At 69.5% G+C, this 26,731-nt stretch carries 30 protein-coding genes; 10 read left to right on the forward strand and 20 right to left on the reverse strand.

Annotated elements, in window-relative coordinates; all coding sequences use genetic code 11:
• Positions 1-57: 57 nt before the first annotated feature.
• From gnd to truA, 4 genes are all read right to left on the reverse strand, one after another.
• Positions 58-1,458 carry an NADP-dependent phosphogluconate dehydrogenase gene (gene gnd / locus BLQ77_RS01245; RefSeq protein WP_089954439.1) on the reverse strand — a complete coding sequence of 467 codons (1,401 nt, stop codon included), beginning with the start codon at positions 1,456-1,458 and terminating at the stop codon, positions 58-60.
• Positions 1,459-1,658: 200 nt separating this feature from the next.
• On the reverse strand, positions 1,659-2,585 hold the full coding sequence (argF, locus tag BLQ77_RS01250) for an ornithine carbamoyltransferase (RefSeq protein ID WP_040383856.1): 927 nt from the start codon (positions 2,583-2,585) through the stop codon (positions 1,659-1,661).
• Positions 2,586-2,685: 100 nt separating this feature from the next.
• The gene (locus BLQ77_RS01255; RefSeq protein WP_089954835.1) at positions 2,686-3,861 is read right to left on the reverse strand and encodes an aspartate aminotransferase family protein; all 1,176 of its coding nucleotides are present in this window, start codon (positions 3,859-3,861) and stop codon (positions 2,686-2,688) included.
• Positions 3,862-4,117: 256 nt separating this feature from the next.
• Entirely contained in the window at positions 4,118-4,885 is a 768-nt protein-coding gene (gene truA, locus BLQ77_RS01260) for a tRNA pseudouridine(38-40) synthase TruA (RefSeq protein ID WP_089954442.1), read from the reverse strand.
• A 152-nt stretch (positions 4,886-5,037) separates the two neighbouring features.
• On the opposite strand from truA, the gene BLQ77_RS01265 reads away from it, so the two are divergent.
• From BLQ77_RS01265 to BLQ77_RS01290, 6 genes are all read left to right on the forward strand, one after another.
• The gene (locus tag BLQ77_RS01265; RefSeq protein ID WP_008884778.1) at positions 5,038-5,502 is read left to right on the forward strand and encodes an NUDIX hydrolase; all 465 of its coding nucleotides are present in this window, start codon (positions 5,038-5,040) and stop codon (positions 5,500-5,502) included.
• Positions 5,503-5,557: 55 nt separating this feature from the next.
• Positions 5,558-7,039 carry an inorganic phosphate transporter gene (locus BLQ77_RS01270; RefSeq protein WP_089954444.1) on the forward strand — a complete coding sequence of 494 codons (1,482 nt, stop codon included), beginning with the start codon at positions 5,558-5,560 and terminating at the stop codon, positions 7,037-7,039.
• Positions 7,040-7,123: 84 nt separating this feature from the next.
• Complete coding sequence (locus BLQ77_RS01275; protein WP_089954447.1) at positions 7,124-8,551, forward strand: YcjX family GTP-binding protein; 1,428 nt, start codon at positions 7,124-7,126, stop codon at positions 8,549-8,551.
• A complete protein-coding gene (locus tag BLQ77_RS01280; RefSeq protein ID WP_089954450.1) occupies positions 8,548-9,027 on the forward strand; it encodes a GNAT family N-acetyltransferase in 480 nt (159 codons plus the stop codon). Before BLQ77_RS01275 ends, BLQ77_RS01280 begins: the two co-directional genes overlap by 4 nt.
• Positions 9,024-10,058, forward strand: coding sequence for a YcjF family protein (locus BLQ77_RS01285; RefSeq protein ID WP_089954452.1), 1,035 nt, complete (start codon positions 9,024-9,026; stop codon positions 10,056-10,058). The genes BLQ77_RS01280 and BLQ77_RS01285 overlap by 4 nt, the downstream gene beginning before the upstream one ends.
• An 83-nt stretch (positions 10,059-10,141) precedes the next feature.
• Entirely contained in the window at positions 10,142-10,825 is a 684-nt protein-coding gene (locus BLQ77_RS01290; RefSeq protein WP_089954455.1) for a VIT1/CCC1 transporter family protein, read from the forward strand.
• 27 nt (positions 10,826-10,852) lie between these two features.
• On the opposite strand, the gene BLQ77_RS01295 is transcribed toward BLQ77_RS01290, so the two are convergent.
• The gene (locus tag BLQ77_RS01295; RefSeq protein ID WP_008885243.1) at positions 10,853-11,056 is read right to left on the reverse strand and encodes a hypothetical protein; all 204 of its coding nucleotides are present in this window, start codon (positions 11,054-11,056) and stop codon (positions 10,853-10,855) included.
• A gap of 318 nt (positions 11,057-11,374) precedes the next feature.
• A complete protein-coding gene (locus tag BLQ77_RS01300; protein ID WP_089954457.1) occupies positions 11,375-11,698 on the reverse strand; it encodes a hypothetical protein in 324 nt (107 codons plus the stop codon).
• A 460-nt stretch (positions 11,699-12,158) separates the two neighbouring features.
• Here BLQ77_RS01300 and ileS point away from each other — a divergent pair, with 460 nt between their 5' ends.
• The 4 genes from ileS (at position 12,159) to BLQ77_RS01315 (ending at position 17,901) form a co-directional block, all read left to right on the forward strand.
• Positions 12,159-15,161: an isoleucine--tRNA ligase gene (ileS, locus tag BLQ77_RS01305; protein WP_089954461.1), complete on the forward strand. Its 3,003-nt coding sequence runs from the start codon at positions 12,159-12,161 to the stop codon at positions 15,159-15,161.
• 192 nt (positions 15,162-15,353) lie between these two features.
• Positions 15,354-15,476, forward strand: a complete 123-nt coding sequence (locus BLQ77_RS29595; RefSeq protein WP_278184669.1) for a hypothetical protein — start codon at positions 15,354-15,356, stop codon at positions 15,474-15,476.
• A 274-nt stretch (positions 15,477-15,750) separates the two neighbouring features.
• Positions 15,751-16,524, forward strand: a complete 774-nt coding sequence (gene cobA / locus BLQ77_RS01310; RefSeq protein ID WP_089954838.1) for a uroporphyrinogen-III C-methyltransferase — start codon at positions 15,751-15,753, stop codon at positions 16,522-16,524.
• Positions 16,525-16,644: 120 nt separating this feature from the next.
• Positions 16,645-17,901 carry a malonyl-CoA decarboxylase gene (locus tag BLQ77_RS01315; protein WP_089954464.1) on the forward strand — a complete coding sequence of 419 codons (1,257 nt, stop codon included), beginning with the start codon at positions 16,645-16,647 and terminating at the stop codon, positions 17,899-17,901.
• Between the two features lie 165 nt (positions 17,902-18,066).
• Here BLQ77_RS01315 and ureG read toward each other — a convergent pair whose 3' ends face one another.
• From ureG to BLQ77_RS01380, 14 genes are all read right to left on the reverse strand, one after another.
• On the reverse strand, positions 18,067-18,699 hold the full coding sequence (gene ureG, locus BLQ77_RS01320; protein ID WP_089954466.1) for an urease accessory protein UreG: 633 nt from the start codon (positions 18,697-18,699) through the stop codon (positions 18,067-18,069).
• A gap of 11 nt (positions 18,700-18,710) precedes the next feature.
• Positions 18,711-19,346, reverse strand: a complete 636-nt coding sequence (locus BLQ77_RS01325; RefSeq protein ID WP_089954469.1) for an urease accessory protein UreF — start codon at positions 19,344-19,346, stop codon at positions 18,711-18,713.
• Complete coding sequence (locus tag BLQ77_RS01330) at positions 19,336-19,890, reverse strand: urease accessory protein UreE (protein WP_089954471.1); 555 nt, start codon at positions 19,888-19,890, stop codon at positions 19,336-19,338. The genes BLQ77_RS01325 and BLQ77_RS01330 overlap by 11 nt, the downstream gene beginning before the upstream one ends.
• Positions 19,891-20,026: 136 nt before the next feature.
• Positions 20,027-20,245 carry a hypothetical protein gene (locus tag BLQ77_RS01335; protein ID WP_008885750.1) on the reverse strand — a complete coding sequence of 73 codons (219 nt, stop codon included), beginning with the start codon at positions 20,243-20,245 and terminating at the stop codon, positions 20,027-20,029.
• 153 nt (positions 20,246-20,398) lie between these two features.
• Complete coding sequence (locus tag BLQ77_RS01340; RefSeq protein ID WP_089954473.1) at positions 20,399-20,983, reverse strand: hypothetical protein; 585 nt, start codon at positions 20,981-20,983, stop codon at positions 20,399-20,401.
• Between the two features lie 10 nt (positions 20,984-20,993).
• Positions 20,994-22,742, reverse strand: coding sequence for an urease subunit alpha (ureC, locus tag BLQ77_RS01345; RefSeq protein WP_089954476.1), 1,749 nt, complete (start codon positions 22,740-22,742; stop codon positions 20,994-20,996).
• Between the two features lie 19 nt (positions 22,743-22,761).
• Complete coding sequence (locus BLQ77_RS01350; RefSeq protein ID WP_089954479.1) at positions 22,762-23,142, reverse strand: hypothetical protein; 381 nt, start codon at positions 23,140-23,142, stop codon at positions 22,762-22,764.
• 38 nt (positions 23,143-23,180) lie between these two features.
• The gene (locus BLQ77_RS01355; protein ID WP_008886057.1) at positions 23,181-23,492 is read right to left on the reverse strand and encodes a hypothetical protein; all 312 of its coding nucleotides are present in this window, start codon (positions 23,490-23,492) and stop codon (positions 23,181-23,183) included.
• Positions 23,493-23,798 carry an urease subunit beta gene (locus tag BLQ77_RS01360; RefSeq protein WP_008884221.1) on the reverse strand — a complete coding sequence of 102 codons (306 nt, stop codon included), beginning with the start codon at positions 23,796-23,798 and terminating at the stop codon, positions 23,493-23,495.
• On the reverse strand, positions 23,795-23,968 hold the full coding sequence (locus tag BLQ77_RS28625; RefSeq protein WP_165616998.1) for a hypothetical protein: 174 nt from the start codon (positions 23,966-23,968) through the stop codon (positions 23,795-23,797). Before BLQ77_RS28625 ends, BLQ77_RS01360 begins: the two co-directional genes overlap by 4 nt.
• Before the next feature lie 19 nt (positions 23,969-23,987).
• Positions 23,988-24,290 (reverse strand): urease subunit gamma, encoded by a 303-nt coding sequence (locus BLQ77_RS01365; protein ID WP_008884617.1) that lies wholly within the window; start codon positions 24,288-24,290, stop codon positions 23,988-23,990.
• Between the two features lie 3 nt (positions 24,291-24,293).
• A complete protein-coding gene (locus BLQ77_RS01370) occupies positions 24,294-25,130 on the reverse strand; it encodes an urease accessory protein UreD (RefSeq protein ID WP_089954480.1) in 837 nt (278 codons plus the stop codon).
• A gap of 108 nt (positions 25,131-25,238) precedes the next feature.
• On the reverse strand, positions 25,239-25,718 hold the full coding sequence (gene tsaA / locus BLQ77_RS01375) for a tRNA (N6-threonylcarbamoyladenosine(37)-N6)-methyltransferase TrmO (protein WP_089954482.1): 480 nt from the start codon (positions 25,716-25,718) through the stop codon (positions 25,239-25,241).
• Between the two features lie 93 nt (positions 25,719-25,811).
• Positions 25,812-26,672: a 2-dehydro-3-deoxygalactonokinase gene (locus BLQ77_RS01380; RefSeq protein WP_089954484.1), complete on the reverse strand. Its 861-nt coding sequence runs from the start codon at positions 26,670-26,672 to the stop codon at positions 25,812-25,814.
• Positions 26,673-26,731: the final 59 nt, after the last annotated feature.

Consider the following 26,731-nt stretch of genomic DNA (forward strand, 5'->3'; position numbering starts at 1 on the left):
GCATTCACCCCGGGATATTTTCGGCCAATAGAAGCTGCGGACGAGGCGCGGGGTGGCTCAGTCCCACCACGGCCCGTGCGGGCGATCCTCGCCGTCGACGCGGTCAAACCCGTGCCGCCCGAAGAAGTCGCGCTGCGCCTGGATGAGGTTTGCCGTGCCCTCGGGGCGGCGCATGGTGTCCCAGAACGCCAGCGCCGAGGCCAGCACCGGCAGCGGGAAACCCGCCGCGACCGAGGCCGCGACGACACGGCGCAGTGCCGGGATACCCGCCTCGAAGATCGCCCCGAAGCGCGGCGCCAGCACCAGCTGGTCGAGCGGCGGGCCCTCGCGGAAGGCCTCCGAGATGTCGTCGAGCAGCTTGGCGCGGATGATGCAGCCGGCCCGCCAGACCTCGGCGACGCGGGCGAAGTCGAGCTCCCAGGCGAATTCCTCCGAGGCGGCGGCCAGGATGCGGAAGCCCTGCGCATATTCCAGCACCCGCGCCGAAAGAAGCGCCGTCTCCAGCAGCTCCGGATCGAGCTCCAGCGTCTCGCGCCCATCGCCGAACGCGTCGCCCAGGGCACTGCGCAGATCCTTCTCGGAGGACCACGCCCGCGCCGCCACGGCGCCCTCGATCATGGTGGCGGACTGGCCGAGCCGCACGGCCTCGATCGCAGTCCAGCGCCCGGTGCCCTTCTGCCCGGCGACGTCGAGGATCGCATCCACCATGACGCCGTCGCCAAGCGGATCCTGCGCCCGCAGCACCTTGGCAGTGATCTCGTAGAGGTAGCTGCCGAGAGGGCCGTCGTTCCAGGCCTCGAAACGGTCCGCGACCTGCTCCGGCGACAGGCCCGTGCCATGGCGCAGCAGGTCATAGACCTCGGCGATCATCTGCATGTCGGCGTATTCGATGCCGTTGTGAACGGTCTTGACGAAATGCCCGGCGCCGTCGGGGCCCATGCGGCCGACGCAAGGGTCCTCGCCGAAACGCGCGGCGATGGGCTCGAGCAGCGGCTGCAGCCCCGCCCAGCTTTCCTCAGAGCCGCCGAACATCATCGAGGGTCCATGGCGCGCGCCGTCCTCGCCGCCCGAGACGCCAAGTCCCACGAAATGCATGCCATGCTCGGCAAGACGTGCAGCGCGGCGGCGGGTGTCGTGGAAATCCGCGTTGCCCGCATCAATCACCGTGTCGCCCGCGTCGAGCAGCGGAATGACCTCGTCGAGCAGCGCATCGAGCGGCCCGGTCGAGGGGATCATCGCCAGCAGCAGGCGCGGCCTCGGCAGCGCCGCCACCAGCGCCGGCAGATCGGGCGCCGTGGTGACATCGCCGGCGAGCGGCTCGGCGCGCTGCGCGAAGGCTCCGATCGGCTCGTCGCTGCGGTTCGAGACCGCAATCGGCACGCCCTTTTCCGCCATGTTCAGCGCCAGTGCCGAGCCCATCGTGCCCAGCCCGTAAATCCCGATCCGAGGTGCCGCCATCACTGTCTCCCGTGTTCAGCCACGGAGCAATGGTAGCGGCAACAAGCGCGGGAGCAATGCGCCCCTCTGCACAGCCGCGGTGCGGCGGCTCGGAGCACGGCTCCCCTCGTTCATCTTGCCCCTAAACTCCGGGGAGCGCGAGGGGCTGGCCCCTCGCAGGCCCGGCGCCGGCCACACGGGCGCCGCCGGGGCATAGGCGCTCAGCCCTCCACGCACCAGCGCATGATCGCCTTCTGGGCGTGCAGCCGGTTCTCGGCCTCGTCCCAGATCACCGATTGCGGGCCGTCCATGACCTCGGAGGTCACTTCCTCGCCGCGGTGCGCCGGCAGGCAGTGCATGAAAAGCGCATCCTTGCCCGCGGCCTCCATCAGCGCCTCGTTGACCTGGTAGGGGCGCAGCATGTTGTGGCGCCGCTCGCGGGCGGATTGCGCGTCGTGCATCGACACCCAGGTGTCCGCCACCACCAGATCCGCGCCCTCGACCGCCTTGAACGGATCGCGCTCGATGGTGACCGCGGCGCCCGCCTGCCGGGCAAGCCCAACGAACTCCATCTCGGGGTCGAGCTGGACCGGGCCGGTGAAGGTCAGATCGAACCCGAACTGCCCGGCGGCGTGCAGGAACGAGGCGCAGACGTTGTTGCCGTCGCCGCACCAGACCACCTTCTTGCCCTCGATCGGGCCGCGGTGCTCTTCGAAGGTCATCACGTCGGCCATGATCTGGCAGGGGTGGGTGCGGTCCGTCAGGCCGTTGATCACCGGCACGGAGGCGTATTCCGCCATCTCGATCAGGACGCTCTCGTCGAAGGTCCGGATCATGATCATGTCGACGAAGCGCGACATCACGCGGGCGGTGTCGGCGATGGTCTCGCCGTGGCCGAGCTGCATGTCGCTGCCCGAGAGCACCATGGTCTGACCGCCCATCTGGCGCACGCCCACGTCGAAGGAGGTGCGGGTCCGGGTCGAGGGCTTCTCGAAGATCAGCGCGACCATGTGGTCCTTGAGCGGCAGATCGTCGTCGAGCGCCGCCCGGCGCCGGCCGCTGCGGGCGTTCTTGATGTCCTTGGCGCTGTCGATGATCGACCTGAGCGCCGCCTTGTCGGTTTTGTGGATGTCGAGGAAATGGTTCATTCTATTGTTCTTCTTGTCTGGCGGGGCGGAGGGGCGCTGCCCCTCTGGGCGCTTCGCGCCCATTCACCCCGGAGTTTTCTCGGCAAGATGAAGGACCGGGTCAGGCCGCTTCGAGCGAGGCCGCGGCGAGATCGAGGCGCGTGACGGCCTCGGCGATCTCGTCGTCGGAGATGGTCAGGGCGGGAAGCAGGCGCACCACGTTGTCGGCGGCGGGCACGGTGATCACCAGCGCGTTGTAGCCGGCCTTCACCAGGTCCGCGGGCGCGATCCTGCACTTGAGCCCGATCATCAGGCCCGAGCCACGGACCTCCTCGAAGACCTCCGGATGAGCCGCGACCAGCCCCTCGAGCTTCTGGCGCAGGAGGCCCGCCTTGCGGTTGACCTCGGCGAGGAACTCGGGATCGGCGACGTGGTCCATCACCGCGCAGCCGACGGCACAGCCCAGCGGGTTGCCGCCGTAGGTCGAGCCGTGGGTGCCCACGGTCATCCCCGAGGCGGCCTCTTCGGTGGCCAGCACCGCGCCCAGCGGGAAGCCCCCGCCGATGCCCTTGGCGACCATCATGATGTCCGGGGTGACCCCGGCCCATTCATGCGCGAAGAGACGCCCCGTGCGACCCATGCCGCACTGCACCTCGTCGAGGATCAGCAGGCAGCCCTTGTCGTCGCAGAGCGCGCGCAGGGCCTTCAGCTCGTCGTCGGGCATCGGGCGGATGCCGCCTTCGCCCTGCACCGGCTCGATCAGCACGGCGGCGGTGTTGTCGTCGATGGCGGCCTCGAGCCCGGCCATGTCGCGCCACTCGAGGTGCTTGAACCCCGGCAGCAGCGGGCCGAAGCCCTTGACCATCTTCTCGGACCCGGCGGCGGCGATGCCTGCCGAGGAGCGGCCGTGGAACGAGCCCGAGAAGGCGATGATGTCGGTCTTGTCGGGCTGGCCCTTCTCGTACCAGTACTTGCGCGCCATCTTCACCGCGAGCTCGCAGGCCTCGGTGCCGGAGTTGGTGAAGAACACGGTGTCGGCGAAGCTCGACGCGACCAGCTTGTCGGCCAGCGCCTGCTGCTGCGGGATCTCGTAGAGGTTCGACACGTGCCAGAGGTTCTGCGCCTGGTCGGTCAGCGCCTTGACCAGCGCGGGATGGGCGTGGCCGAGCGCGTTCACCGCGATGCCGCTGCCGAGATCGAGGAAGCGTCGGCCGTCCTCCTCCACGAGCCAGGAGCCTTCGCCCTTCACGAAATGCAGGGGAGCGCGGGAATAGGTCGGCAGGACGGACGGGATCATCAGCATATCCTCGGTGAATGAGGCCCGATTGGTGCCAAGGGCATGGGGCCAAGTCAAGTTTGCAGGGATGGTTTGGGGGTGTTGGACGGGCGACCGGAACGATCCGGCGTGCGACAAGGCGCCTTCCCGGATCGGGGAGGCGTCTGGAAGAGCGTTCAGGCTCGTCGGATTCGGGTCGCGTGCGTCATGGTTGCGCTGATAGCGGGCTTTGGCCGTCGCGCAAAGGGTTTTCTTGACCGAAGGTCAGGAGGGCGGCTCAGCAGAACGGATCGTCGGGGTAGCCCACGCCGGTGAGGTAGAGCCCGTCGGGCGGGCAGACCGGCCCGCAGGCGGCGCGGTCGCGGGCCTCGAGCGCGTGCTTCACGTCCTCGGGCGCCCAGGAACCTGCCCCCACCCGTTCCAGCGTGCCGACGATGGAGCGGACCTGGTTGTGCAGGAAGCTGCGGGCACGCAGGTGGACGCGATACTCGGGGCCGGCGCCGGTATCGCATTCCTCGATGCGGATCTCGTCCAGCGTCTTCACCGGCGACGCCGCCTGGCACATGGTCGAGCGGAAGGTGGTGAAGTCGTGCAGCCCGAGCAGGTGGGCGGCGCCCTCCTGCATGGCGCCGAGATCGAGCGGGTTCATCACCCGCCAGACCTGCCCGGCCTCAAGCGTCGCGGGCGCGCGGCGTGCCAGCAGGCGGAAGGTGTAGCGCCGCTCGACCGCCGAGAAGCGCGCATGCCAGTCGTCGGCCACGGCGGCGCAGGCGCGGATCGCGACGGGGGCCGGTTTCAGGTGGAAGTTCAGCGCCTCGGACAGGCGGAACGGGTCCCAGGCCTTGGCCATGTCGCAATGCGCCACCTGCCCGCGCGCGTGCACGCCGGCGTCGGTCCGCCCGGCGGCGGCGATGGTGTGCTCGCGCGGCTCGAGCCGGGCGAGCGCGGCCTCGATCGCCCCCTGCACCGAGGGCTGGTCGGCCTGTCTCTGCCAGCCCGCGAAGGGGCCGCCATCATATTCCACGAGAAGCGCGTATCTGGGCATGTCCGTCCCAATACCCAAGCAGCGTGTTTGCCACAATGCCGCAATGTTCTTTGCCCACCCCTTGCCTCGCCGGGCGTTTGTAACATTTTAATGAATACCGCCGACCATGATCCCGCCCACCGCAACCCGACCGCAAAGTCCGCATCCGCCCCATGATCTCGACCGTCTTCAAGAGCTACATCGCCCCCATGCTGCGCCGCCCTCCGCGGTTCCAGATCGCGGCCCTGTGCCATCGAAACGGCCAGGACGGGCCCGAAGTTCTGCTGATCACCTCACGCGACACGCATCGCTGGATCCTGCCCAAGGGCTGGCCGATGTATGACACCGATGCCGGGGGTGCGGCGGTGCAGGAAGCTTGGGAAGAGGCCGGCGTCGAGATCTGCGAGGGCGACCGGCCCCGGCGCATCGGACGCTACCGCTACGACAAGGTGATGGAGGGCGGTTTGCCCGTCGCCACTGACGTCGACGTCTACGCGGTCGAAGTCCGGCGCCTGCACGACAGCTACCCGGAAGTCGGTCAGCGCGAACGGCGCTGGCTCTCTCCCCTTGCAGCGGCGGAGATGGTAGACGAAGACGAGTTGAAGGACCTGCTTCGCAACCTCCCCGACCTGCTGTAGCGCATGTACCCGGGCTGAGCGCGGCACGCGGTCAGGGGCTCCGGGAACAGGCAAGGTGGCAGGTCACAACAGCGCGCCAGAATGGAAGGCTCTCGATCAGGATCTCGGCCGCTTCTCGCGGCTCGAGGCGGCGACCATGTATGCCGCGCGCCCGCTGGTGGGCGTCGGCATCAGCCTTGCCTTCGTCACCATCGCCACGCTGGCGGCGCTGATCCTGACGGGCGGCGAGCCGGGAAGCCTCGCGGTCGTGGCCGCCGCAGCCTTCGGCGCCTACATGGCGCTCAACATCGGGGCCAACGACGTCGCCAACAACATGGGCCCGGCGGTGGGCGCGCGGGCGCTGCCGATGCTCGGCGCCATCGCCATCGCGGCGGTCTGCGAGAGCGCCGGTGCGCTGCTGGCGGGCGGAAACGTGGTTCGCACCATCGCCCATGACATCGTCGACCCCGCGACCGTGACCGACAAGCTGGTCTTCGTGCGCGGGATGCTGGCGGCGCTGCTCGCCGCGTCGGTCTGGATCAACATCGCCACATGGATCGGCGCGCCGGTCTCGACCACCCACGCGGTGGTGGGCGGCGTGGTGGGCGCGGGCGTGGTCTCGGTGGGCGCGGCGGCGGTCAACTGGTCCACGGTCGGGCTCATCGCGACAAGCTGGACCTTCTCCCCGCTCCTGGGGGCGCTGGTCGCGGTGGCGATGCTCGCCTTCATCGAGTGGCGCATCGTGCAGGTCGAGGACAAGATCGCCGCCGCCCGGCGCTGGGTGCCGCTGCTGATCGGGCTGATGGCCGGAGCCTTCACCACCTACCTCACCGACCGGGCGCTCTCGCATCTCGTCGACATCACCTTCGGGCAGTCGCTGCTGGCAGGCGTCGCGGTCGGTTGCGTGACGAGTGCCATCGCGGTGCCCTTCGTGCGGAAACAGTCCGCGGGGCTCGAGAACCGCAACCGCTCGCTCAAGACGCTGTTCCGCCTGCCGCTGGTGGCCTCGGCCGGACTGCTCTCCTTTGCGCACGGAGCCAACGACGTCGCCAACGCGGTCGGGCCGCTGGCCGCCGTGGTCTACATCCACAGCCACGCACCCACGACCGGTGATGTGGCGATGCCGCCCTGGGTGCTGCTGATCGGCGCGCTCGGCATCTCGTTCGGGCTCGTGCTCTTCGGGCCCAAGCTGATCGGCATGGTCGGCAGCCAGATCACGAAACTGAACCCGATGCGCGCCTATTGCGTGGCGCTTTCCACCGCGGTGACGGTGATCGCCGCCTCGGGCGCAGGCCTCCCGGTGAGCTCGACCCACATCGCCGTGGGCAGCGTCTTCGGGGTGGGCTTTTTCCGCGAGTGGTACCAGAACCACCGGTCGAGCAAGCAGCAGAGCGCGCGCAAGGACACCCGCACCATGGCCCCGCAGGAGCGGACCCGGCGACGGCTGGTGCGGCGCTCGCATTTCCTGACCATCGTCGCGGCCTGGGTGATCACCGTTCCGGCGGCGGCGCTGCTTGCGGCCATCAACGTCTGGCTGCTGCAGCAGGTGGCTTTCTGAGCGCCGCTCTGGCAACCGCGCCGCCCCGGCTCTAGATAGAGAGAGCGCGCGAGCAGACGAGACGGGCAGAGGAAGAGGCAGACATTGGTCATCGGAACCATCGCCGACACGATTACCAGAAGCGTCGAGAGCGTGACCGACACGTTGACGTCCCCCTTCACCGAACCGGTGATCCGGCTCGGGGTCACCGGGCTGGCACGGGCAGGGAAGACGGTGTTCATCACCTCGCTGGTGGCCAACCTTCTGGACCGCGGCCGCATGCCGCAGCTGGTGGCCGAGGCCGAGGGCCGGATCCTCGCGGCCTACCTGCAGCCGCAGCCCGACGACACCATGCCGCGCTTCGACTACGAGACCCATCTCGGCGCGCTCACCGCCCATGTGCCGCACTGGCCGGACAGCACCCGCGCCGTGTCGCAGCTGCGCCTGTCGCTGAAGCTGCGCCCCACCGGCCTGCTGGCGGGGGTCTCCGGGGCCCGCAAGATCCACCTCGACATCGTCGACTACCCCGGCGAATGGCTGCTCGACCTGCGGCTGATGGACAAGAGCTACACCGAGTGGGCCGAGGAGACGCTGGCGCGCATCGCCACCCGTCCCGGCGGCGCCGATTACGTCGCCATGGCCCGCGCCGAGGACAGCGCCCGCCGCTTCGAGGAGCCCCGCGCCAAGGCGCTGGCGGCGCGCTACACCGAGGCGCTCCACATGGCCCGCAACGCCGGTTTCTCCGACTGCACCCCGGGCCGCTTCCTGCTGCCGGGCGAGAAGGAGGGCAGCCCCGCGCTGACCTTCGCGCCCCTGCCCCGCATCGACCAGCCGCCGCGGCAGTCGCTCTGGCGCGAGATGGAGCGCCGCTTCGAGGCCTACAAGGCGCAGATCGTGAAACCGTTCTTCCGCGACCACTTCAGCCGCATCGACCGGCAGGTGGTGCTGGTGGATGCGCTCGGGGCCATCCACTCGGGCCCCGCGGCGATGGAGGACCTGCGCCGCACCATGGCCGAGATCCTCGGCGCCTTCCGCCCCGGCGGCAACGCCTTCCTCAGCCAGCTGCTGCGCGGGCGGCGGGTCGAGAAGATCCTGTTTGCGGCGACCAAGGCCGACCACCTGCACCACGCCCAGCACGGGCGCCTGACCGCGATCATGGAGGCGCTGACCCGCGATGCCCGCGACCGCGCGCGCTTTGCCGGGGCCGAGACCGGCGCCATGGCCATCGCCGCGCTGCGCGCCACGGTCGAGCAGGCGCTGCCCCACAACGGCCGCCAGCTCGACTGCGTACGCGGCACGTTGCTGCAGGATGACGGCACGCGCGGGCGCGAGGCCGCGTTCTACCCCGGCGAGTTGCCCGAGGACCCCGGCCGCCTGCTGGGGCCCGCCCGCGACGGCGCCGAGCGCTGGCTCGACGGCGATTACGCGATCATGCGCTTCGCCCCGGCGGCGCTCACCCTGAAGCCCGGCGAGGGCCCGCCCCACATCCGCCTCGACCGCGCCGCGCAGTTCCTGTTCGGAGACCGGCTGTGACGCCCCGGCTGCGCCCGGCGCGCCCCACCGACGCCGGCAGGCTTGGCGCGATGATGTCCGACGCGGCGACGGAGCGGCCGTGGAAACCGCGTCTTCACAGTGGCGCCGAGGACATTGCCCATGCCGGCCAGATGATCGACGCGGGCTGGGTCACCGTGGCCGAGGATGACGCGGACGGCGCGCTGCTGGGCTTCCTCGCACGCGAGGACGTCTACGTGCATGCGCTCTTCATCGCCCCGGCAGCGCAGGGCACGGGCATCGGCCGGGCGCTGATGGCCGAGGCGCAGCGTCACTGTCCCACGCTCGAGCTCTGGACCTTCGAGGCCAACCACGGCGCGCAGCGCTTCTACGAGCGCGCGGGCTTTACCGTCGTCGGACGCAGCGACGGCTCGCAGAACGACGAGGGCCTGCCCGACATCCATTACCGCTGGCATGCCCCCGCCCGCGACGGCAGCGAAAGCGAGATCCGCCCATGACCGACGATCCCGACCGCAAGGGCCGCAGCGGCCCGGTGCTCTTCGAACTCGAGGACGACAGCGCCCCTGCATCGCCCGCCGAGGCGCCGCCTGTGCCCGAGCCCGAGACCCAGCCCACCCTGCCCGAGGGCCGCGCCATGGCGACCGCCGCGGCGCTGGCTGCCCGCCGACCGTCGCGGCTGGCCCGCTGGTTCTGGGCGCTGCTCGGGACGCTCGTCTCGACGCTGATTTCGGTCGCCGCATGGCGCTTCGTCACCGATCTTATCGCCTCGGTGCCGCTGCTGGGCTACGCGGTGACCGCGCTCATGGTGCTGTTCCTGCTGGTAATCCTGCTGATCGTCATCAAGGAACTGGCCGCGCTGTCGCGCCTGTCGCGGGTCGATGCGCTGCACCGGGCGGCCACGGCGGCGCTGGCCGACGACGATCTCGCCGCCGCCCGCGCGGTGACCGGCAAGCTGACGGCGCTTTACGCCGGGCGCGACGACACCCGCTGGGGGCGCGAGCGGATGCGCGACCGGGGGCCCGAGATCTTCGACGCACAGGGCGTGATCGGCCTTGCCGAGACCGAGCTGCTAGCACCGCTCGACGCCGCCGCCCGGCGCGAGGTCGAGGCCGCGGCCCGGCAGGTGGCCACCGTCACCGCGCTGGTGCCGCTGGCACTGGCGGACGTGGCCGCGGCGCTGGGGTCGAACCTGCGGATGATCCGCCGCATCGCCGACATCTACGGCGGCCGTTCCGGCACGCTCGGCAGCTGGCGCCTGATCCGCGCCGTCATGTCCCACCTCGTGGCGACCGGCGCCGTTGCGGTGGGCGACGACATGCTCGAGCCGATCCTCGGCGGCGGGCTGCTCGGCAAGCTGTCGCGGCGCTTCGGCGAGGGGCTGGTCAACGGCGCGCTCACCGCCCGGGTCGGCGTCGCCGCCATGGAGGTCTGCCGCCCCCTGCCCTTTGCCACCACCAGGCGTCCCTCGGCGCGGTCGGTGGTGCGCACGGCGCTGTCGGGGCTGGTCAGGACCTCGGACCGGGACTGAACCGCACGCGCCCGCGCGGCGTTTGATCCATCTCATTCCCGCCCGCCGCCGCCTGCGCCATGGTCGCCGCAGAGAGGCGAGCCATGACCCAAGCCAGCCCTGCAAAACCCGATGGCCACGGCCATCTCCGCGACATCATCTACGGGGCGCTCGACGGCTCCGTCACCACCTTTGCCATCGTCGCGGGCGTGGCGGGGGCCGGGCTCGACCCGTTCGTGATCCTCGCGCTCGGTTTCGCCAACCTCTTTGCCGACGGCTTCTCGATGGCGGCGGGCAACTACTCGGGCACCAAGGCCGAGCTCGACGACCTCAACCGGCTGCGGCGGCTCGAGGCGGAGCGCATCGCCCGCGACCCGTCCGGCGTGCGGGCGGAACTGCACGACATCCTCGCCGCCAAGGGGCTCTCCGACGACACGCTCGAGGCCGCGACGGGGCAGATCGCCCGGGTCCCGCGCCACAGTCTCGCGATGATCCTCGATGGCACCCACGGGCTGGCAGCCGCGGATCCGCACCCGCTGAAGGCGGCCTTCGCCACCTTCGGCGCCTTCCTCGCGGCGGGGCTGGTGCCGCTGCTGCCCTTCATCCTGGACGTGCCCGAGGCCTTCCCCGTGGCCGCGGTGCTTACGCTCGCCACCTTCTTCGCCATCGGCGCCTACAAGAGCCGCTGGTCGCTGGCGAGCTGGTGGCGGTCCGGGGTCGAGACCACGCTCATCGGCGGGCTCGCGGCGACGATCGCCTACGCGGTGGGGGTGATCTTCACGCTCTGAGAGATCCGGGAGGGTCGCAAGGCCAAGTCAGTGCAGCTCGATGGCCTGCGCCTCGATCGGGGACTCGAGGCTGTCGCGGGTCGTGCTGACCGCATCGACCCCCACCAGCGCGCCGAGCACGAGCAGCACAGCGAACACGAGGATCGCGGCACGGTCGAGCTTGCGGAGATCGGCAGCCGCAAAGCTCTCGTGGGGCGGCGTGCCCTTCAGGTCTTCCTGGAATCGGGTCATGGCAGCACTTGAAAGATGGGTTAACAGACTTCGGTTCTCTGCCTGCGTTTCGGGGGCCTGTCGCGCTTTATTCCGAAGGCCCTGGCGGTTGGGCGGCGCTTCGCCCAATGCGTGCAGAGGTTGCGCTGTTTCTCGCCGCTTCACCTTTCAGGCATGATTACGCCGGAGGCGACGGGCGCCTCCGGCGTGCTTGGATCGGGCGTGGCGTCCCTTGCTTTTCTGACCTCTCCGCCCCCGTCCGCGTCCTCCGTGAGTGATGGCGGGGTGTGCCGGGGATATGACCCGGTCGGGGGCGGCGTATGGCCGGACCGCGTACGGTTACTCGGCCGGCGCGGCGGGGACTGCGGGCTCTGCGCCTTCGTCGGTCATCGGAGCGGTGGTGGTGTCGGCAGGCGCTGCGGCATCGGGTGCGACGCCGGTGGTGCCGGCCTCGGGGACCGTCTCGGTCGCGGTTGCCGGTGCCGGGTTCTCGACGGCGTCGTCGCCGCCCATGAAGCTGACACCGATGACGAGACCGATGATCACCAGCACGGCCACCACAAGGCCGGTGACGGTCCCGCGCGAGCGGGTGCTGGTTGCCATGTTCATCTGCGGGTCGGCCCGCAGGTTCGAGCGACGCTCTTCTTCGTTGTAATAGGCCATGTCGGACCTCCTTGTCCGTGGGTTCACGAGGTTCGTTGGTCTGGGGCGCCACCTCCTGCAGCGCCTTCGATACCCAGTGAACCACGACCGCTGGGACCCGGTTGCATCCCCCCCGCGCTGGACGCGCTTTCTGGCAGAAGACTGCCGGATGCTGCATCTGCGATGCGCCAATCCCCGCCGCGCCGCATTGCGGCATCGCGGGAACCGGCGGGAGAGCGCCTGAAGTCCCGCCCGATCCGGGGATTTCCGCCCATTCCGTCACCTGCCCCGCGTCGCTTGCAGGCACTGGACCATCGCGAGTCGCAAGCCTATAAGGCCGCTCATGATGGGCCGTTTCGAGATCATCATTCGAATTACATGCCCGGCGCTCTGACCACACGAGCCGCCGGGACAAGGCGTATGAACCACCGCGCCGACCGAACATTCCCATGCCACGAATAAAGAACCGGGACCGCAGATCATGTGCGCCGAAACGCCTGACCAGATGCCTGACTACAAGGACACGCTGAACCTCCCCAAGACCGACTTCCCGATGCGCGCGGGCCTGCCCCAGCGCGAACCGGCGTGGCTCGACCGCTGGGCGAAACTCGGCGTCTACGACCGCCTGCGCGAGAAAGCCGAGGGTCGCCCCCCCTTCACGCTGCACGACGGCCCGCCGTATGCGAACGGCCACCTGCACATCGGCCACGCGCTGAACAAGACGATCAAGGACATGATCGTCCGGTCGCACCAGATGATGGGCCACGAGGCGCGCTACGTCCCCGGCTGGGACTGCCACGGCCTGCCCATCGAGTGGAAGATCGAGGAGCAGTACCGCGCCAAGGGCCTGGACAAGGACGACGTGCCGGTCATCGACTTCCGGCAGGAATGCCGCAAGTTCGCCGAGGGCTGGGTCGACATCCAGCGCGAGGAGTTCAAGCGTCTCGGCATCACCGGCAACTGGGCCGATCCCTACCTGACCATGAACTTCCACGCCGAGCGCGTGATCGCCGAGGAGTTCATGAAGTTCCTGATGACCGGCACGCTCTACCAGGGCTCGAAGCCGGTCATGTGGTCGCCGGTCGAGCAGACCGCGCTGGCCGAGGCCGAGGTCGAGTACCATGACAAGGAAAGCTTCACCATCTGGGTGAAGTTCAAGGTTACCGACTTCGACTCGCCGGAAGCCGACCGCCCGAGCGAAGAGGAAAGCAGCGAGTCGCGCCACGCCGTCGCCAAGGCGGTGGAAGAGGTGCGCGAGAAGTTCCTCGGCGCCTACGTGGTGATCTGGACCACCACGCCCTGGACCATCCCGTCGAACAAGGCGGTCGTCTTCGGCGCGGACTACCAGTACGGGCTCTACGAGATCACCGACACCCCGGACGAGTGCTGGGCTTCGAAGGGCGAGCGCTACATCCTTGCCGACAAGCTTGCGGCACAGACCTTTGCCCGGGCACGGCTCGAGGAAGGCCAGTGGACGCGCGTGTCGGACGTGACGCCGCAGCAGCTCGCCGCCATGAGCCTGCAGCACCCGCTGGCCGGGGCCGAGGGCTCGGACGGCGAGTGGGACCAGCCCCGCGACTTCCGCGCCGCCGATTTCGTCACCGACGAGGAAGGCACCGGCTTCGTGCACTGCGCCCCCTCGCACGGAATGGAGGAATTCGAGCTCTACCGCGATCTCGGGATGCTCGAGCAGGTCATCACCTACAACGTGATGGAGGACGGCTCCTTCCGCGCCGACCTGCCGTTCTTCGGCGGCAAGATGATCCTCAAGCCCAACGGCAAGGAAGGCGACGCCAACAAGATGGTGATCGACAAGCTCGCCGAGGTCGGCGGCCTGCTGGCGCGCGGCAAGATCAAGCACTCCTACCCGCACTCGTGGCGCTCCAAGGCGCCGGTGATCTACCGCAACACCCCGCAGTGGTTCGCCTCGATCGACCGCGCCGTGGGCGACGGGCAGGACACCTACGGCACCACCATCCGCGAGCGCGCGCTGCGGTCCATCGACGAGCTGGTGAAGTTCACCCCGCAGTCGGGCCGCAACCGTCTCTATTCGATGATCGAGGCGCGCCCTGACTGGGTGCTGTCGCGCCAGCGCGCCTGGGGCGTGCCGCTGACCTGCTTCGTGAAGAAGGGCGCCCTGCCCACGGACGAGGGCTTCCTGCTGCGCGACCCCGAGGTCAACGCCCGCATCTGCGAGGCCTTCGAGTCCGAGGGCGCCGACTGCTGGTACGCCGAGGGCGCCAAGGAACGCTTCCTCGGCGACGGCTACGACGCCGCCGAGTGGGAGCAGGTGTTCGACGTGCTCGACGTCTGGTTCGACAGTGGCTCGACCCATGCCTTCGTGCTGCGTGACCGAGCCGACGGCACCGAGGACGGAATCGCAGACGTCTACATGGAAGGCACCGACCAGCACCGCGGCTGGTTCCACTCCTCCATGCTGCAGGCCTGCGGCACCATGGGCCGCGCGCCCTACCGCAACGTGGTGACCCACGGCTTCACGCTGGACGAGAAGGGCAACAAGATGTCCAAGTCGCTCGGCAACACCATCGTCCCCGAAGAGGTGGTGAAGCAGTACGGCGCCGACATCCTGCGGCTCTGGGTGGCCCAGACCGACTACACCGCCGACCAGCGGATCGGGCCGGAGATCCTCAAGGGCGTGGCCGACAGCTACCGCCGCCTGCGCAACACGATGCGCTTCATGCTGGGCGCGCTGGGGCACTTCTCCGAGGCCGACCGGGTCGAACCCGCCGACATGCCCGAGCTCGAGCGCTGGGTGCTGCACCGTCTCGCCGAGCTCGACGCGAAGGTGCAGGAGGGCTACCGGAGCTACGACTTCCAGTCGGTGTTCCAGTCGGTCTTCACCTTCTGCACCGTGGACCTGTCGGCCTTCTACTTCGACATCCGCAAGGACGCGCTCTACTGCGACGGCGACACCGCCCGGCGCCGCGCGGCCCGCACGGTCATGGACCTGCTGTTCCACCGCCTGACCACCTGGCTGGCGCCGATCCTCGTCTTCACCATGGAAGACGTCTGGCTCGACCGCTTCCCCGGCGACGAGAGCTCGGTGCACCTCGTGGACTTCCCCGAGACGCCCGCCGCATGGCGCGACGAGGCGCTGGCCGAGAAGTGGTCCAAGGTCCGCGCTGCCCGCCGTGCCGTCACCGCGGCGCTCGAGATCCAGCGCACCGACAAGGTGATCGGCGCCTCGCTCGAGGCCGCACCGGTGGTCCATGTCGACGACGCCGACATGCTGGCGGCGCTGAAGTCGGTCGCCTTCGATGACCTCTGCATCACCTCGGGCATCGCGCTCACTGCCGACCCGGCACCGCAGGAAGCCTTCCGAATGGCCGAAGTGCCGGGCGTGGGCGTGGTCTTCGAGAAGGCGGACGGCAACAAGTGCCAGCGCTGCTGGAAGATCCTGCCGGACGTGGGCACCCATTCCCACGCCGCCACCTGCGCCCGCTGCGACGAGGCGCTGGCCTGATACCCGTTCTGATCCGAGCGGTCATGTCACACCATAACGGGCGCCCACGCGGGCGCCCGGGCCCTCGGCGCGAGGCATTTTACTTGAAAATGCAAGTAAATTGACCAGTCGCCCCGCGCTTGCTTGCAGCGCCCGGAAACGTACCGGAACGGCCCCCAGGCGAAGGGCGATTCCGGCCGTGGGGAGGATTGAATGAATCGACGCAACCCGATGACGCTGGCGCTGCCCTGCCCCCCGCCGCTCGAATACGGCGAACTCGCCATTCTGCGCGCCGATGCGGAGGGCCGGGTCAGCATCGGGCGCCGCCGCGACTGATCCGGGCGATCCCCGCGGTCCTGCCCGCAAAACGCGCATCCGTCGGCCCAGGAACCCGCTGCAAGGGCTCTTGCTAGCCGGTAGCCGCAAAAACCTGTTGATCGAATCCCCGACCCGCGCTTTTGCTCGCTCCATTGCGGCAACGGCGCCGCAACAGTCTCCCGAACGTCCGGGACCGATGAGCAAAGCTGCTCGATCCGTCGCATCTATCGCTGCGACGCATCGGCGGCTTTTTTTGTTTTTGGCACTCATGTTCTGCATGGAGACGGACCAGATGACCCAGCAAGACCTCCAGTCGCGCAAAGCCGGCCACATCGCCCTCGTGGGCGCCGGGCCCGGTGCGCGGGACCTTCTCACCCTGCGTGCGCTCGAGCGCATCCAATGCGCCGACGTGCTGCTTTACGACCGGCTCGTCGACCCCGAGATCATGGAGCTTGCCTCGCCGCGGGCCGAGCGCATCTACGTCGGCAAGGAGGTGGGGCGCTGCGCCTGGCCTCAGGGCCGCATCGACCGGCTGATCGTGGCCAAGGCCAGGCTCGGGCTGCGCGTCGTGCGGCTGAAATCCGGCGACCCGTCGATCTTCGGGCGCGCCTGCGAAGAGATAGCCGCCGCCCGCGCCTCCGGCATCGAGGTCGAGATCGTGCCCGGCATCACCGCCGCCTCCGCCGCCGCAGCCTCCATCTGCCATCCACTCACGGAGCGTGGCGAGACGGATACCTTCGCGGTGACCACCGGCACCTGCCGCCCCGGCGACGCCAACCCCGACCGCGCCCGGCTTGCGCACCCGGGCACCTCGATGGCCTTCTACATGGCGGTGGAACGTGCCGCGGTGGTGCGCGACGACCTCATCGGCGCCGGCGCCCCGGCGGAATGCCCGGTCGAGATCGTGGCCTCGGTCAGTACCCCGCAGGAGCGCCACGTCAGCACCACCCTGGGCGCGCTGGCCGAGACCATCGCGGCCGAGGGCATCCGCAACCCGGCGATCCTTTTCGTGCGCTATCCCAAGTCGCTGGCGCGGGCGATCCGGGGCATCTCGGCCGTCGCCTGAGCGACCCACCGCCGCAGTGCAGCGATTCCCCGGCGCGCTCGGCTTGATTTCCCGCGCACGGAGGCCGACCTTTGTGGAGACGCGGCCGCCGCCCCGGCCGCCCCAACGGGAGGCCGGAACATGACCTTGCTCGCGGATCTGCTGTCCACCGTCTTCGAACGCCGCACCCGGATCGGGCCGATCCTGCGGCGCGACCCGCGCAGCACCGACGCGCTGATCGCCGACCTGATGGGGACGACCTCCGAGACCGCCGCGCTGGCGCTCGCCCGCCGCGTGCTGCAGCGCTACGCCGAGATGGACGACGCTTCACGGCTGGCGCTGTTCCGGCACATCGCCGAGGCCTACGACCTCGATCCCGCGGCGCTGCGGGCGGCGCTGGATGCCTACGAGGCCGCGCCCTCGGGGGCCAGCTACCGCGCCTTCACCCACGCCACCGAGGCGCCCCGGCAGGCGCTGATCCGGCAGTTGAACCAGGTTCCGGGCGGCACCGAGCGGCTGGTGCAGATGCGCGCCGACCTGCTGCGGCTGGGCGTCGACGATCCGGCGCTTCAGGCGCTCGATCTCGATTTCCGCAACCTCTTCCGGTCGTGGTTCAACCGCGGCTTCCTCGTGCTGCGGCCGATCAGCTGGGAGAGCCCCGCGCATATCCTCGAGAAGATCATCGCCTACGAGGCGGTGCACACGATCCAGTCCTGGGACGACCTGCGCCGCCGCCTGCAACCGGCCGACCGGCGCTGCTTTGCCTTCTTCCACCCGGCGATGCCCGACGAGCCGCTGATCTTCGTCGAGGTGGCGCTCTCGCGCGGGACGCCGGGCTCCATCCAGGCGCTGCTGGCCGAGGACCGCACCCCGGGCAGCGCCGAAGTGGCCGATACCGCAGTGTTCTACTCGATCTCGAACTGCCAGCCGGGGCTGGCCGGGATCTCGTTCGGCAACTCGCTGATCAAGCAGGTGGTCTCGGACCTCGCCGCCGAACTGCCGGGGCTCAAGACCTTCGTCACGCTGTCGCCGATCCCCGGCCTCGTGCGCTGGCTCGAGCGGCAGGGCATCCGCTACGAACCGCGCGACGGCAAGGCCATGGCGGGGCACGCCGCCCATTACCTGCTGAACGCCAAGCGCGCCGACGGCCAGCCCGTCGACCCGGTGGCGCGCTTCCACCTCGGCAACGGCGCCATGGTGCAGGCGGTGCATGCCGGTGCCGACATCTCGGAGAACGGGCTGCGGCAATCCGGCGGGGTGATGGTCAACTACCTCTACGATCTCGGCAAGGTCGAGAAGTACCACGACCGCTACGCGGAGCTGCGCGAGGTGAAGGCCGCCCAGCCGGTCCGCGCCCTCAGCACCGCCCGCGAGAAATCCACCGGCGCAGGAGCCTGACGGACACGGGAAAGACGCTCTTCGGCAGGCCTTTTGCGAAACATACAGGGCGCGACAGACCCTTCCCGCCCCTCACCGCTGCAGCCGTCCTGGTGTTGGTGTCGCGCGGATGCGCCCCCGCCGACCGGGGAATGCCCGCATCCGCGCCAGCGCGGCGAGCGGCGGTTATTCCGCCGCGTCCACCAGCGGCAGTCCCCCGATCCGGGCCAGCAGCGAGACGATCTCGTCGATGCCCTTGCCGTGGCGCAGCTGCGCGAAGACGAAGGGCCGCCCGGCGCGCATCCGCGTGGCGTCGCGCTCCATCACCTCGAGCGAGGCGCCCACGTAGGGCGCGAGGTCGGTCTTGTTGATGACGAGGATGTCGGACTTGGTGATGGCGGGGCCGCCCTTGCGCGGGATCTCCTCGCCCGCGGCCACGTCGATCACGTAGATCGTCACGTCCGCGAGCTCGGGCGAGAAGGTGGCCGAGAGGTTGTCGCCGCCGCTCTCGATCAGCACGAGGTCCAGGTCCGGGTGCGCCGCGTTCAGCTCGGCGATGGCGGCGAGGTTGATCGAGGCATCCTCGCGGATCGCGGTGTGCGGACAGCCCCCGGTCTCCACCCCCTTGATGCGGTCGAGCGGCAGCACCTGCTGGCGCATCAGCTCCTCGGCGTCCTCGCGGGTGTAGATGTCGTTGGTGACCACCGCCATCGACAGCCGGTCGCGCAGCGCCCGCGCCAGCGCCGCGGTCAGCGTGGTCTTGCCGGCACCGACAGGGCCGCCGAGGCCGACGCGCAGGGGTCCGTTGGGGGATGCCATGTTTGCCTCCGTTAAGATCTGAAGAGCCGCGAATAGAGCATGTCATGCCGCTGGCTTGCAATGTCGATGAGGGGCGCGAAGCCGCCGATCTGGTCGAGGTCCGCGCCCTGCGCCTGATCCGCCAGCACCGCGCAGAGCGGCGACAGCGCCTGCACCACGCGCTGCCCGTCGGTCTGCCCGAGCGGGATCAGCCGCACGCCCGCAGCGGCGAGGTTGGAGGCGAAGGCCTGCAGGTAGAGCCGCAGCGCGTCGCCCAGCGGCAGTTCCAGCGCCGCGACGGCGAGCCCCACCGCCACCGGGTAGGGCGCGGGCGGGATCTCGATGCCCCAGACGCCCGAGACCGTGGCCGCAAAGGCGCTGCCCTGCTGCCCGGTCTCGAGCCGCCGCTCGGCGGAGGGCGAGAGCGCCAGCCCCAGCTCGGTCAGCTCTGCAGCGTCGCCGCCCTGCGCCGCATGGGCGAGCAGCACCGCGTCGGACCAGCCGGCCCCGTGCCGCAGCACCGTCTCGAGCCAGTCCCGGAGATCGGTCGCGTCGCGCACCCGCCCCTCCTGCACCGCGGTCTCGAGCCCGTGCGAATAGGCGAAGGCGCCCACGGGGAAGGCGGGCGAGAAGAGCTGGTGCAGCGTCAGCGCCGCGTCAGTGGTCATGGCTGTGCGGCAGGTGCCCGTGCGCGTGGGAATGGCTGTGCGAATGGCCGCCGCCGTCGCTGTGCGTGTGCGAGTCCGGCCCGTGCGAATGGCTGTGATCGTGGCCATGGGTGCGACCGTGGCCATAGGCGCCGCCCTCGGGGGTGAAGGGCTCGTCAACCTCGGTCACCGTGGCGCCGATGCGCTCGAGCATGTCGCGGATCACGTGGTCGCGCTGGATCAGCAGCCGGTCGGGCTCGATCTGGCAGGGCGTGTGGCGGTTGCCGATGTGCCATGCGATGCGCGGCAGGTCGGCACCGGTCACCGCCAGCAGCGGCTCGACCGCGGCCCGCACCGCCACCAGAGAGCCGTCACCGAGGCGGAAGGCATCGCCCTCGTCGAGACTTTCGGTATGGGCGAGATCGACCAGGAACCCGGCACCGGTGCCCGCCGTCAGCACCTTGCGGCGCAGGAAGCGGTCCTCGTAGGACAGCGTCACCGTATCGGCGGCGTCGCTCCAATGGCCTTTGCGGGCGATCTCGTGCGCAGTGGGGAGGCTGGTCATGTCCGGTCCTTTGGTCCTGCGGGACCGGCGAACACGGTCCCGGAAACGAAGAAGGCCACGCCCCGGACGATACCGGGCGCGTGGCCTTGATGATATGCACCGGCCCGCGCGCGAAGGCACGCGGGAAAACCGGGGCTCAGAGGTAGTACACGTCGTGGAAGACGTGACGCACGATGTCTTCGCGGCGCAGGCCCTTGGCGGCGAGTTCTGCATCCGACAGACGCTGCAGCGCTTCCACGCGACGCAGGCGCGGGTTTGCTTCGCCGATCGCGACGATCGCATCGCCGAAGCCGGCGAGGATGCGCGAAAGCAGGGGTGCGTTTTCGTGACGATGAGATGCGCTCAGAAATGCCATGGGAAACCTTCCTTTGTTGGCTCAGGTCCCCTCCCGTGCTCGATAGGTAAGGCATTCTGTCCGAAGCATCAAATGCTGCATCTGCAAACTCGGGTTTCTGCAGGTGCATAACTCGAAAATCGTTCAATGTTAAACAAATAAGGGGTTCGGCGCTCATCGCACCGCCTCGATGGCGGTGTAGACATAGTGATCCTCGCCGTGCGCATGGCTGGATTGCACCAGATAGGACAGTCCGAGCGCGGGAATCCAGTTCACGTAGTCGGTTACCTCATAGAGATCCGGGCTGTAGGTCTGGCGAACTTGAATCATGTCGTAGCTGCAACGCCCCAGCCCGATGCGGGTCAGCGGGCCGAAGCTGTAGCTCTGATGCTCCTGCTCGGAATAGCCCGCCTCCTCGACGGTGACGTCCACGGTCCAGTCGGTCTCGGGCGCGGGTTCGGGCATCTCGGCGCTGGTCATGGGGAAGTCGAAATGGATCTGCGTCTCGGGCAGCACCTCGCCATCTGCGAGCGCCACGTTGTCGAGCACGTAGAGCCCCTGTCCCAGCAGCGCCTCGCTCCCCTCTTCGCCGCTGAGATAGGTCGAGCGTACCACGTCGTCGCTGACACGGCGGAACAGCTCGGTGTCGCCGCCGAGCGTGTAGAGCAGGATGCCCCGGTCGAGGTCCGCCGCGGTCGGGCAGACGGCCTGCGCCGCCGCCGGAAAGACCAGGAGAGGGGCGATGAGCGCGGCCCGCACGGTGTCGCGCCTAGTAGAGGAAGTACCGCTGCGCCATCGGCAGCTCTTTCGCCGGCTCGCAGGTGAGCAGCTCGCCATTGGCGCGCACCTCATAGGTCTCGGGATTCACCTCGACCTCGGGAGTGGCATTGTTCAACATCAAATCTTTCTTGCCGATGCCCCGCGTGTTTTTCACCGCCAGCGTCTGCTTGGCCAGCCCGAGCGCGCCGCCGATGCCGTCCGCCTGCGCCGCTTCGGAAACGAAGATCACCGCCGAGTGCTCGACCGAGCGGCCGTAGGCGCCCCACATGGGCCGCGAATAGACCGGCTGCGGCGTCGGGATCGAGGCGTTGGGATCCCCCATCTGGGCACAGACGATGGTGCCGCCCATGAGCACCATCTCGGGTTTCACGCCGAAGAAGGCGGGCGACCAGAGCACCAGATCGGCGCGCTTGCCGACCTCGATGGAGCCGATGTGCTGGCTGATGCCATGCGCGATGGCCGGGTTGATGGTGTATTTCGCGATGTAGCGGCGCACCCGGAAATTGTCGTTCTCGCCGGTTTCCTCGGACAGGCGCCCGCGCTGCTTCTTCATCTTGTCGGCGGTTTGCCACGTCCGGATGATGACTTCGCCCACCCGGCCCATGGCCTGGCTGTCGGACGCGATGATCGAGAAGGCGCCCATGTCGTGCAGGATGTCCTCGGCGGCGATGGTCTCGCGCCGGATGCGGCTTTCGGCGAAGGCCACGTCCTCGGGGATCGACTTGTCGAGGTGGTGGCACACCATGAGCATGTCGAGATGCTCTTCCAGCGTGTTCACCGTGTAGGGGCGCGTCGGGTTGGTCGAACTCGGAAGCACGAACTCCTCGCCGCAGATCTTGATGATGTCCGGCGCATGGCCACCGCCCGCGCCCTCGGTGTGGAAGGCGTGGATGGTGCGGCCCTTCATCGCCGCGACCGTGTTCTCGACGAAGCCCGACTCGTTGAGCGTGTCGGTGTGGATCATCACCTGCACATCCATGGCGTCGGCGACGCTCAGGCAGTTGTCGATGGCGGCAGGCGTGGTGCCCCAGTCCTCGTGCAGCTTGAGGCAGCAGGCCCCGGCGCGGATCTGCTCTTCGAGCGGGGCCGGTAGCGAGGCGTTCCCCTTGCCCGCGAAGGCGAGGTTCATCGGGAAGGCGTCGGCCGCCTGCATCATCCGCCCGAGATGCCACGGCCCCGGCGTGCAGGTGGTGGCGAGCGTGCCATGCGCGGGCCCGGTGCCGCCGCCGAGCATCGTGGTCAGGCCCGAGTGCAGCGCGTCCTCGATCTGCTGCGGACAGATGAAGTGGATGTGGCTGTCCATGCCGCCGGCAGTGAGGATCCGGCCCTCGCCCGCGATGGCCTCGGTGCCCGGACCCACGACGATGTTCACGCCGGGCTGGGTGTCGGGGTTGCCGGCCTTGCCGATCATGTGGATGCGGCCGTCGCGCAGGCCCACATCGGCCTTGTAGATGCCGGTGTGGTCGACGATCAGCGCGTTGGTGATGACGGTGTCGACGGCGCCCTCGGCGCGCGTCGCCTGGGCCTGGCCCATGCCGTCGCGGATCACCTTGCCGCCGCCGAACTTCACCTCTTCACCGTAGACGCCGGCGTTGGCCCCCGAGGCGAGCCCAACTGCCTCGGCGGTCAGGTCACGCTCGACCTCGATGATGAGGTCGGTGTCGGCAAGCCGCAGACGGTCGCCCGTGGTGGGGCCGAACATGGCGGCATAATCGGCCCGGGAAATCCTGGCTGGCATATCGGCTCTTCCTTGTCTGTCAAACCGGCGTTTTGTCGTCGCCGTCGGAGGCAGGCGCGGGCGACATCTCGGTCGGCACCGTCGCACCCCGGTGCCGGCGCAGCTTGGAGCTGCTGTCGGTCGAGGGAACGGCCTTGAGCAGCGCCACGCGACCGGCACGCGGGCGCGGCAGCGGGCGGGTGACCGCCCCCGCCAGCGCCATCGGGCCGCAGATGCCCATGGTCACCGGCGCGGACATCCGCGTCGGCATCGGCAGGGGCGTACGCAGCCCCCACATCGCCTTCTGTTGCTGGAGGCCGGCCTCGAACAGCACCTGGGCGACGCGCATCTGCGCCCCCATGATCTGCGTTCCCATCTGCAGCGCCGCAACGCTCCAGTCCAGCGGGGTCAGGGGAAACATCGGCCGTCCTCCTCCTTGGTCAGATCCCTGTCTCGCCGTCAGAACGGCAGGTTCGGCCCACGCCGCGCGAGCCGCCTGCGGTTCGACCGCGCCTTGCGCTCGAGCGGTCCGGACCAGGCGTCGAGCACCCGGTTCGGCGCGGCCCCGCCCATCGCGGCGCGGCTCGCCCCCATCCAGCTCTGCATGAGCGCGGGGCCCTTCTCGTAGACCATCTGCACCGCCTCCGAGGACGGTACCGACCAGACCCCGCCGAACCCCATGGTCCGGTAGGCGATCACCTGCTGCGCCTCTGTGGCGAGAGACACCATGCGCAGCATGCTCCGCTGCCACCCCAGAATTTCGTCAAACATTCATAGTGCTCCCATGACCTTTTGGTTGAATCCGTAGATCCGCCGCGCGCCTGCAATCGGGATCAGCGCGACTTCGCGGCGCTGACCCGGCTCGAACCGAACGGCGGTGCCCGCCGCAATGTCGAGCCGGAGTCCCATCGCCGCCTCGCGGTCGAAATCGAGGGCGGGGTTGGTTTCGGCGAAATGGTAGTGCGAGCCGACCTGCACGGGCCGATCGCCGGTATTCGCGACCATCAGTGTGACAACCTCGCGGCCCGCATTCAGTTCCAGATCCCCGTCGCCGGGAAAGAGCTCGCCCGGGATCATGCCTCGGCCTTCAGCCGCTTGAGGATCATCCGTCCGCCCAGCGTCGCCACGCCGAGGAACGCCACCGTCGACAGCCAGAGCGCCCCGTCATGGGGATGCACGTGCGGAGCGGTGCCGGAATGGGCCATCGCGGGGCCTGCGAGCAGGACCAGGGGAGCGGCGAGTTTCAAGCGAAATCCTCCTGTTGGATCAGCGGATCGGGTTGTGAACGGTGACGAGCTTGGTACCGTCGGGAAAGGTCGCCTCGACCTGGACCTCGTGAATCATCTCGGGCACGCCTTCCATGCACTGACCGGCGGTGATGACCTGCGCCCCGGCCTCCATCATCTCGGCGACGCTGCGCCCGTCGCGCGCGCCCTCGACCACCGCGTCGGTGATCAGCGCCACCGCCTCGGGGTAGTTCAGCTTCACGCCGCGGCTCAGGCGTTTGCGGGCCACTTCGGCGGCCATGGCGACAAGAAGCTTGTCCTTTTCGCGGGGGGTCAGTTGCATCGGTCAGATCATCCAGGGTCGTGGCAGGTCTGCGCCGCTCAGTCGGCGCAGGACAGGGGCAAGGTGGCCTCGCAGCGCGAAACCGTCAACGGAAACCAGACGCATGAGCAGCAGATCCTCGGAAATGGCCGAGACCCCAGCCGTTTCCGGCAGCATCGCGCGCAGCGGATCGCGCATTGCGGCGGCACCAGGGGCGGCGTGGACCACCGTGGCCATCGCCCCGGCCCCGCCCGCCACGTGGGCCTGTGCCAGCGTCGCCGCGGCGTCGCCGTCGAGCCGCAGCCGGTCGGCGAGCACCAGCCGCCCGTCCACCCGGACGTCGATACGGTCGCACAGCCGCAGGTCGTGCAGCACCTCGCCCATGGCGTGGCGCCCGAAGATCAGCGCCTCGCAGGCGATGAGCCGAGCGTCGCGGGCCATCCCGACCGACAGCCGCCGGTCGAGCGCCGCACCCTCGAAGAGGATGGTCTCCTGCGGCAACCAGTCGAGCCGTGCGCCGGGCTCGAGCGTCAGCCGTGTGTCGACCCGCCCGGTTTCGCCCGGCAGCGCGCGGTAGATGCGCTCGGCCGCCTGCGTGGTCATCACCAGGTGGGCATTCTCCTGCGCGCGGGCCTCGATCTCGAAGGCGTCGCCGCCGGTCACCCCGCCGGAGCTGTTGAGATAGACCGCCTGAAGCGCGTCTTTCGCCCGTGGAAACAGCAGCTTGGAGCTGCCGGACATGTGCAGGTCGGCAATCGCCGTGCGGTCGGCGCGGGCCTTCGCACCCAGACGGGCGCGGCCGCGGGCGCGCTGCGCCGCGATGGTCGGCGCGCCTGTCATCTCGGACCTGTCGTACGGCATCTGCCCGGTCTCCTTCGCAGCGAAGATCCGACGGCGGAGGCGCAACCGCAAGCCGGTCGCCGCCTTTCTGCCCGCGCGACGTGCATTACCACGGATTTTGCCCGGTTTTCAGGCACCTGCTGTCGGATCCGGCCGCTTCGCATGATCGCAGCGCGCCGGCTTGAGGTCGATGAGCGGCGTGCCGTCAAGGCAGTCGAGCCCGCGCACCACCAGCACCGTCCCCTCGCGCCGCACGAGCCTCACCACCGAGGTGCCGATAGGGTTGGGCCGGTTGGGCGAGCGCAGGCTGAAGGTGCCGCGCAGGTCACCGCTGCCGCGCGGGCTCTGGGTCAGCAGGTCACGGCGCGAGCGGTCGAGCCAGTAGAGCAGTTCGATGGTCTCCGAGCGGTCGATGCCGTCGAGCGCGGGCTCGAGCTCCGGGATCAGCTCGACGCGGCATTCGGGGCCGTCGAGGCTGCCTTGCCGGGGACAGTCGGCGCGCTCGAGGAACGGCGTGCGAATGCGGCCGATGAAGCGCAGCCAGGCGTCCTGCGCCGGCGGCAGTTCGACCGTGGTTTCGCCCGGCCTGAGCTCTGCGTCCTGAGCCATCGCGACCCTCCCCCTGCTTGTCCGGTATCTCCGGTGTCCCGCGCGGGCCGAGCCTAGCCCTTCTCGCGCGGATTGCCCATGGCGCCCACGCGCCTAGGTGCCCTTATAGGCGGCCTTCAGCCCCTCGAGCGCCAGCCGCGTCCCGTCCGCTAGCACCACCGGCACCGCCTGCGCGGCGAGCGCGGCGTGCCACGGGCGGGCGGCGTTGGCCTCGTCCACCAGCGCGACGCTCTGGCCAAGCCAATAAGGCTTGGCGGCGGCAAGCTCCATCCCGAGCAAGAGGCCAAGCGCGCGCGAGCTGGCCGCAGCCGGGTCGAGCCCGGCGAGGCGAAGTTCGGCCAGCACCGTCGCGAGATCGCCGGCAACCCCCGCCGGGCGGCCCATGGCGTGGTCGACGGCCTCGAGGAAGGCGGCCTCGTCCCAGTCGCCGGCAAGCCCCTCCAGATCGCGCAGCATCGCGAAGAGCGCGCCGGTGAGGAAGCTGCGGAAGCTGACGATCTCGCCTGCGCTCACGTGTACCCAGCGGGTCTGGCGCGGGCCGGGCAGGCAGAGCACGCCGTCGAACCGGGGGTTCAGCGCGACGAAGCCCGCGACGCGCGTCTCCTCGCCTTCCAGCAGGTCGACGGGCTTCTGCTGGGCGACGCCGGGCAGCCGCAGGAGGCCCTGAGCGGCCTGGGCCGCGTCGCGAAGCGGCGGCTTGCAGGGCACGGCGGGGGCGGGCATCTGACCGGCACCGCTGACCAGCACCGGAACATCTGCGGGCCGGCCGGGCAGCAGACGGTCGAGCGCCGCGGCGAGGTCGTCGGTGGCACCAAGGCCCTCGCCACTTTCGACTTTGGCCAGCACGGTGCCGCCCCGCGACAATGCCCAAGCGCGCAGCGTCGCGGGTGTCCGCTCTGCCGCGACCCAGCTGACCGAGGCCCAGTCCAGGGCATTTGCATCGGTTCGGTTCATCGCCTGTCTCCCTTTCGCGGCGAGAGGTAGACGCCGGGAAAGACCCGCGCAACCCCTGC

Origin of the sequence: Salipiger thiooxidans, assembly GCF_900102075.1 — a bacterium.
Classification (GTDB): Bacteria; Pseudomonadota; Alphaproteobacteria; order Rhodobacterales; family Rhodobacteraceae; genus Salipiger; species Salipiger thiooxidans.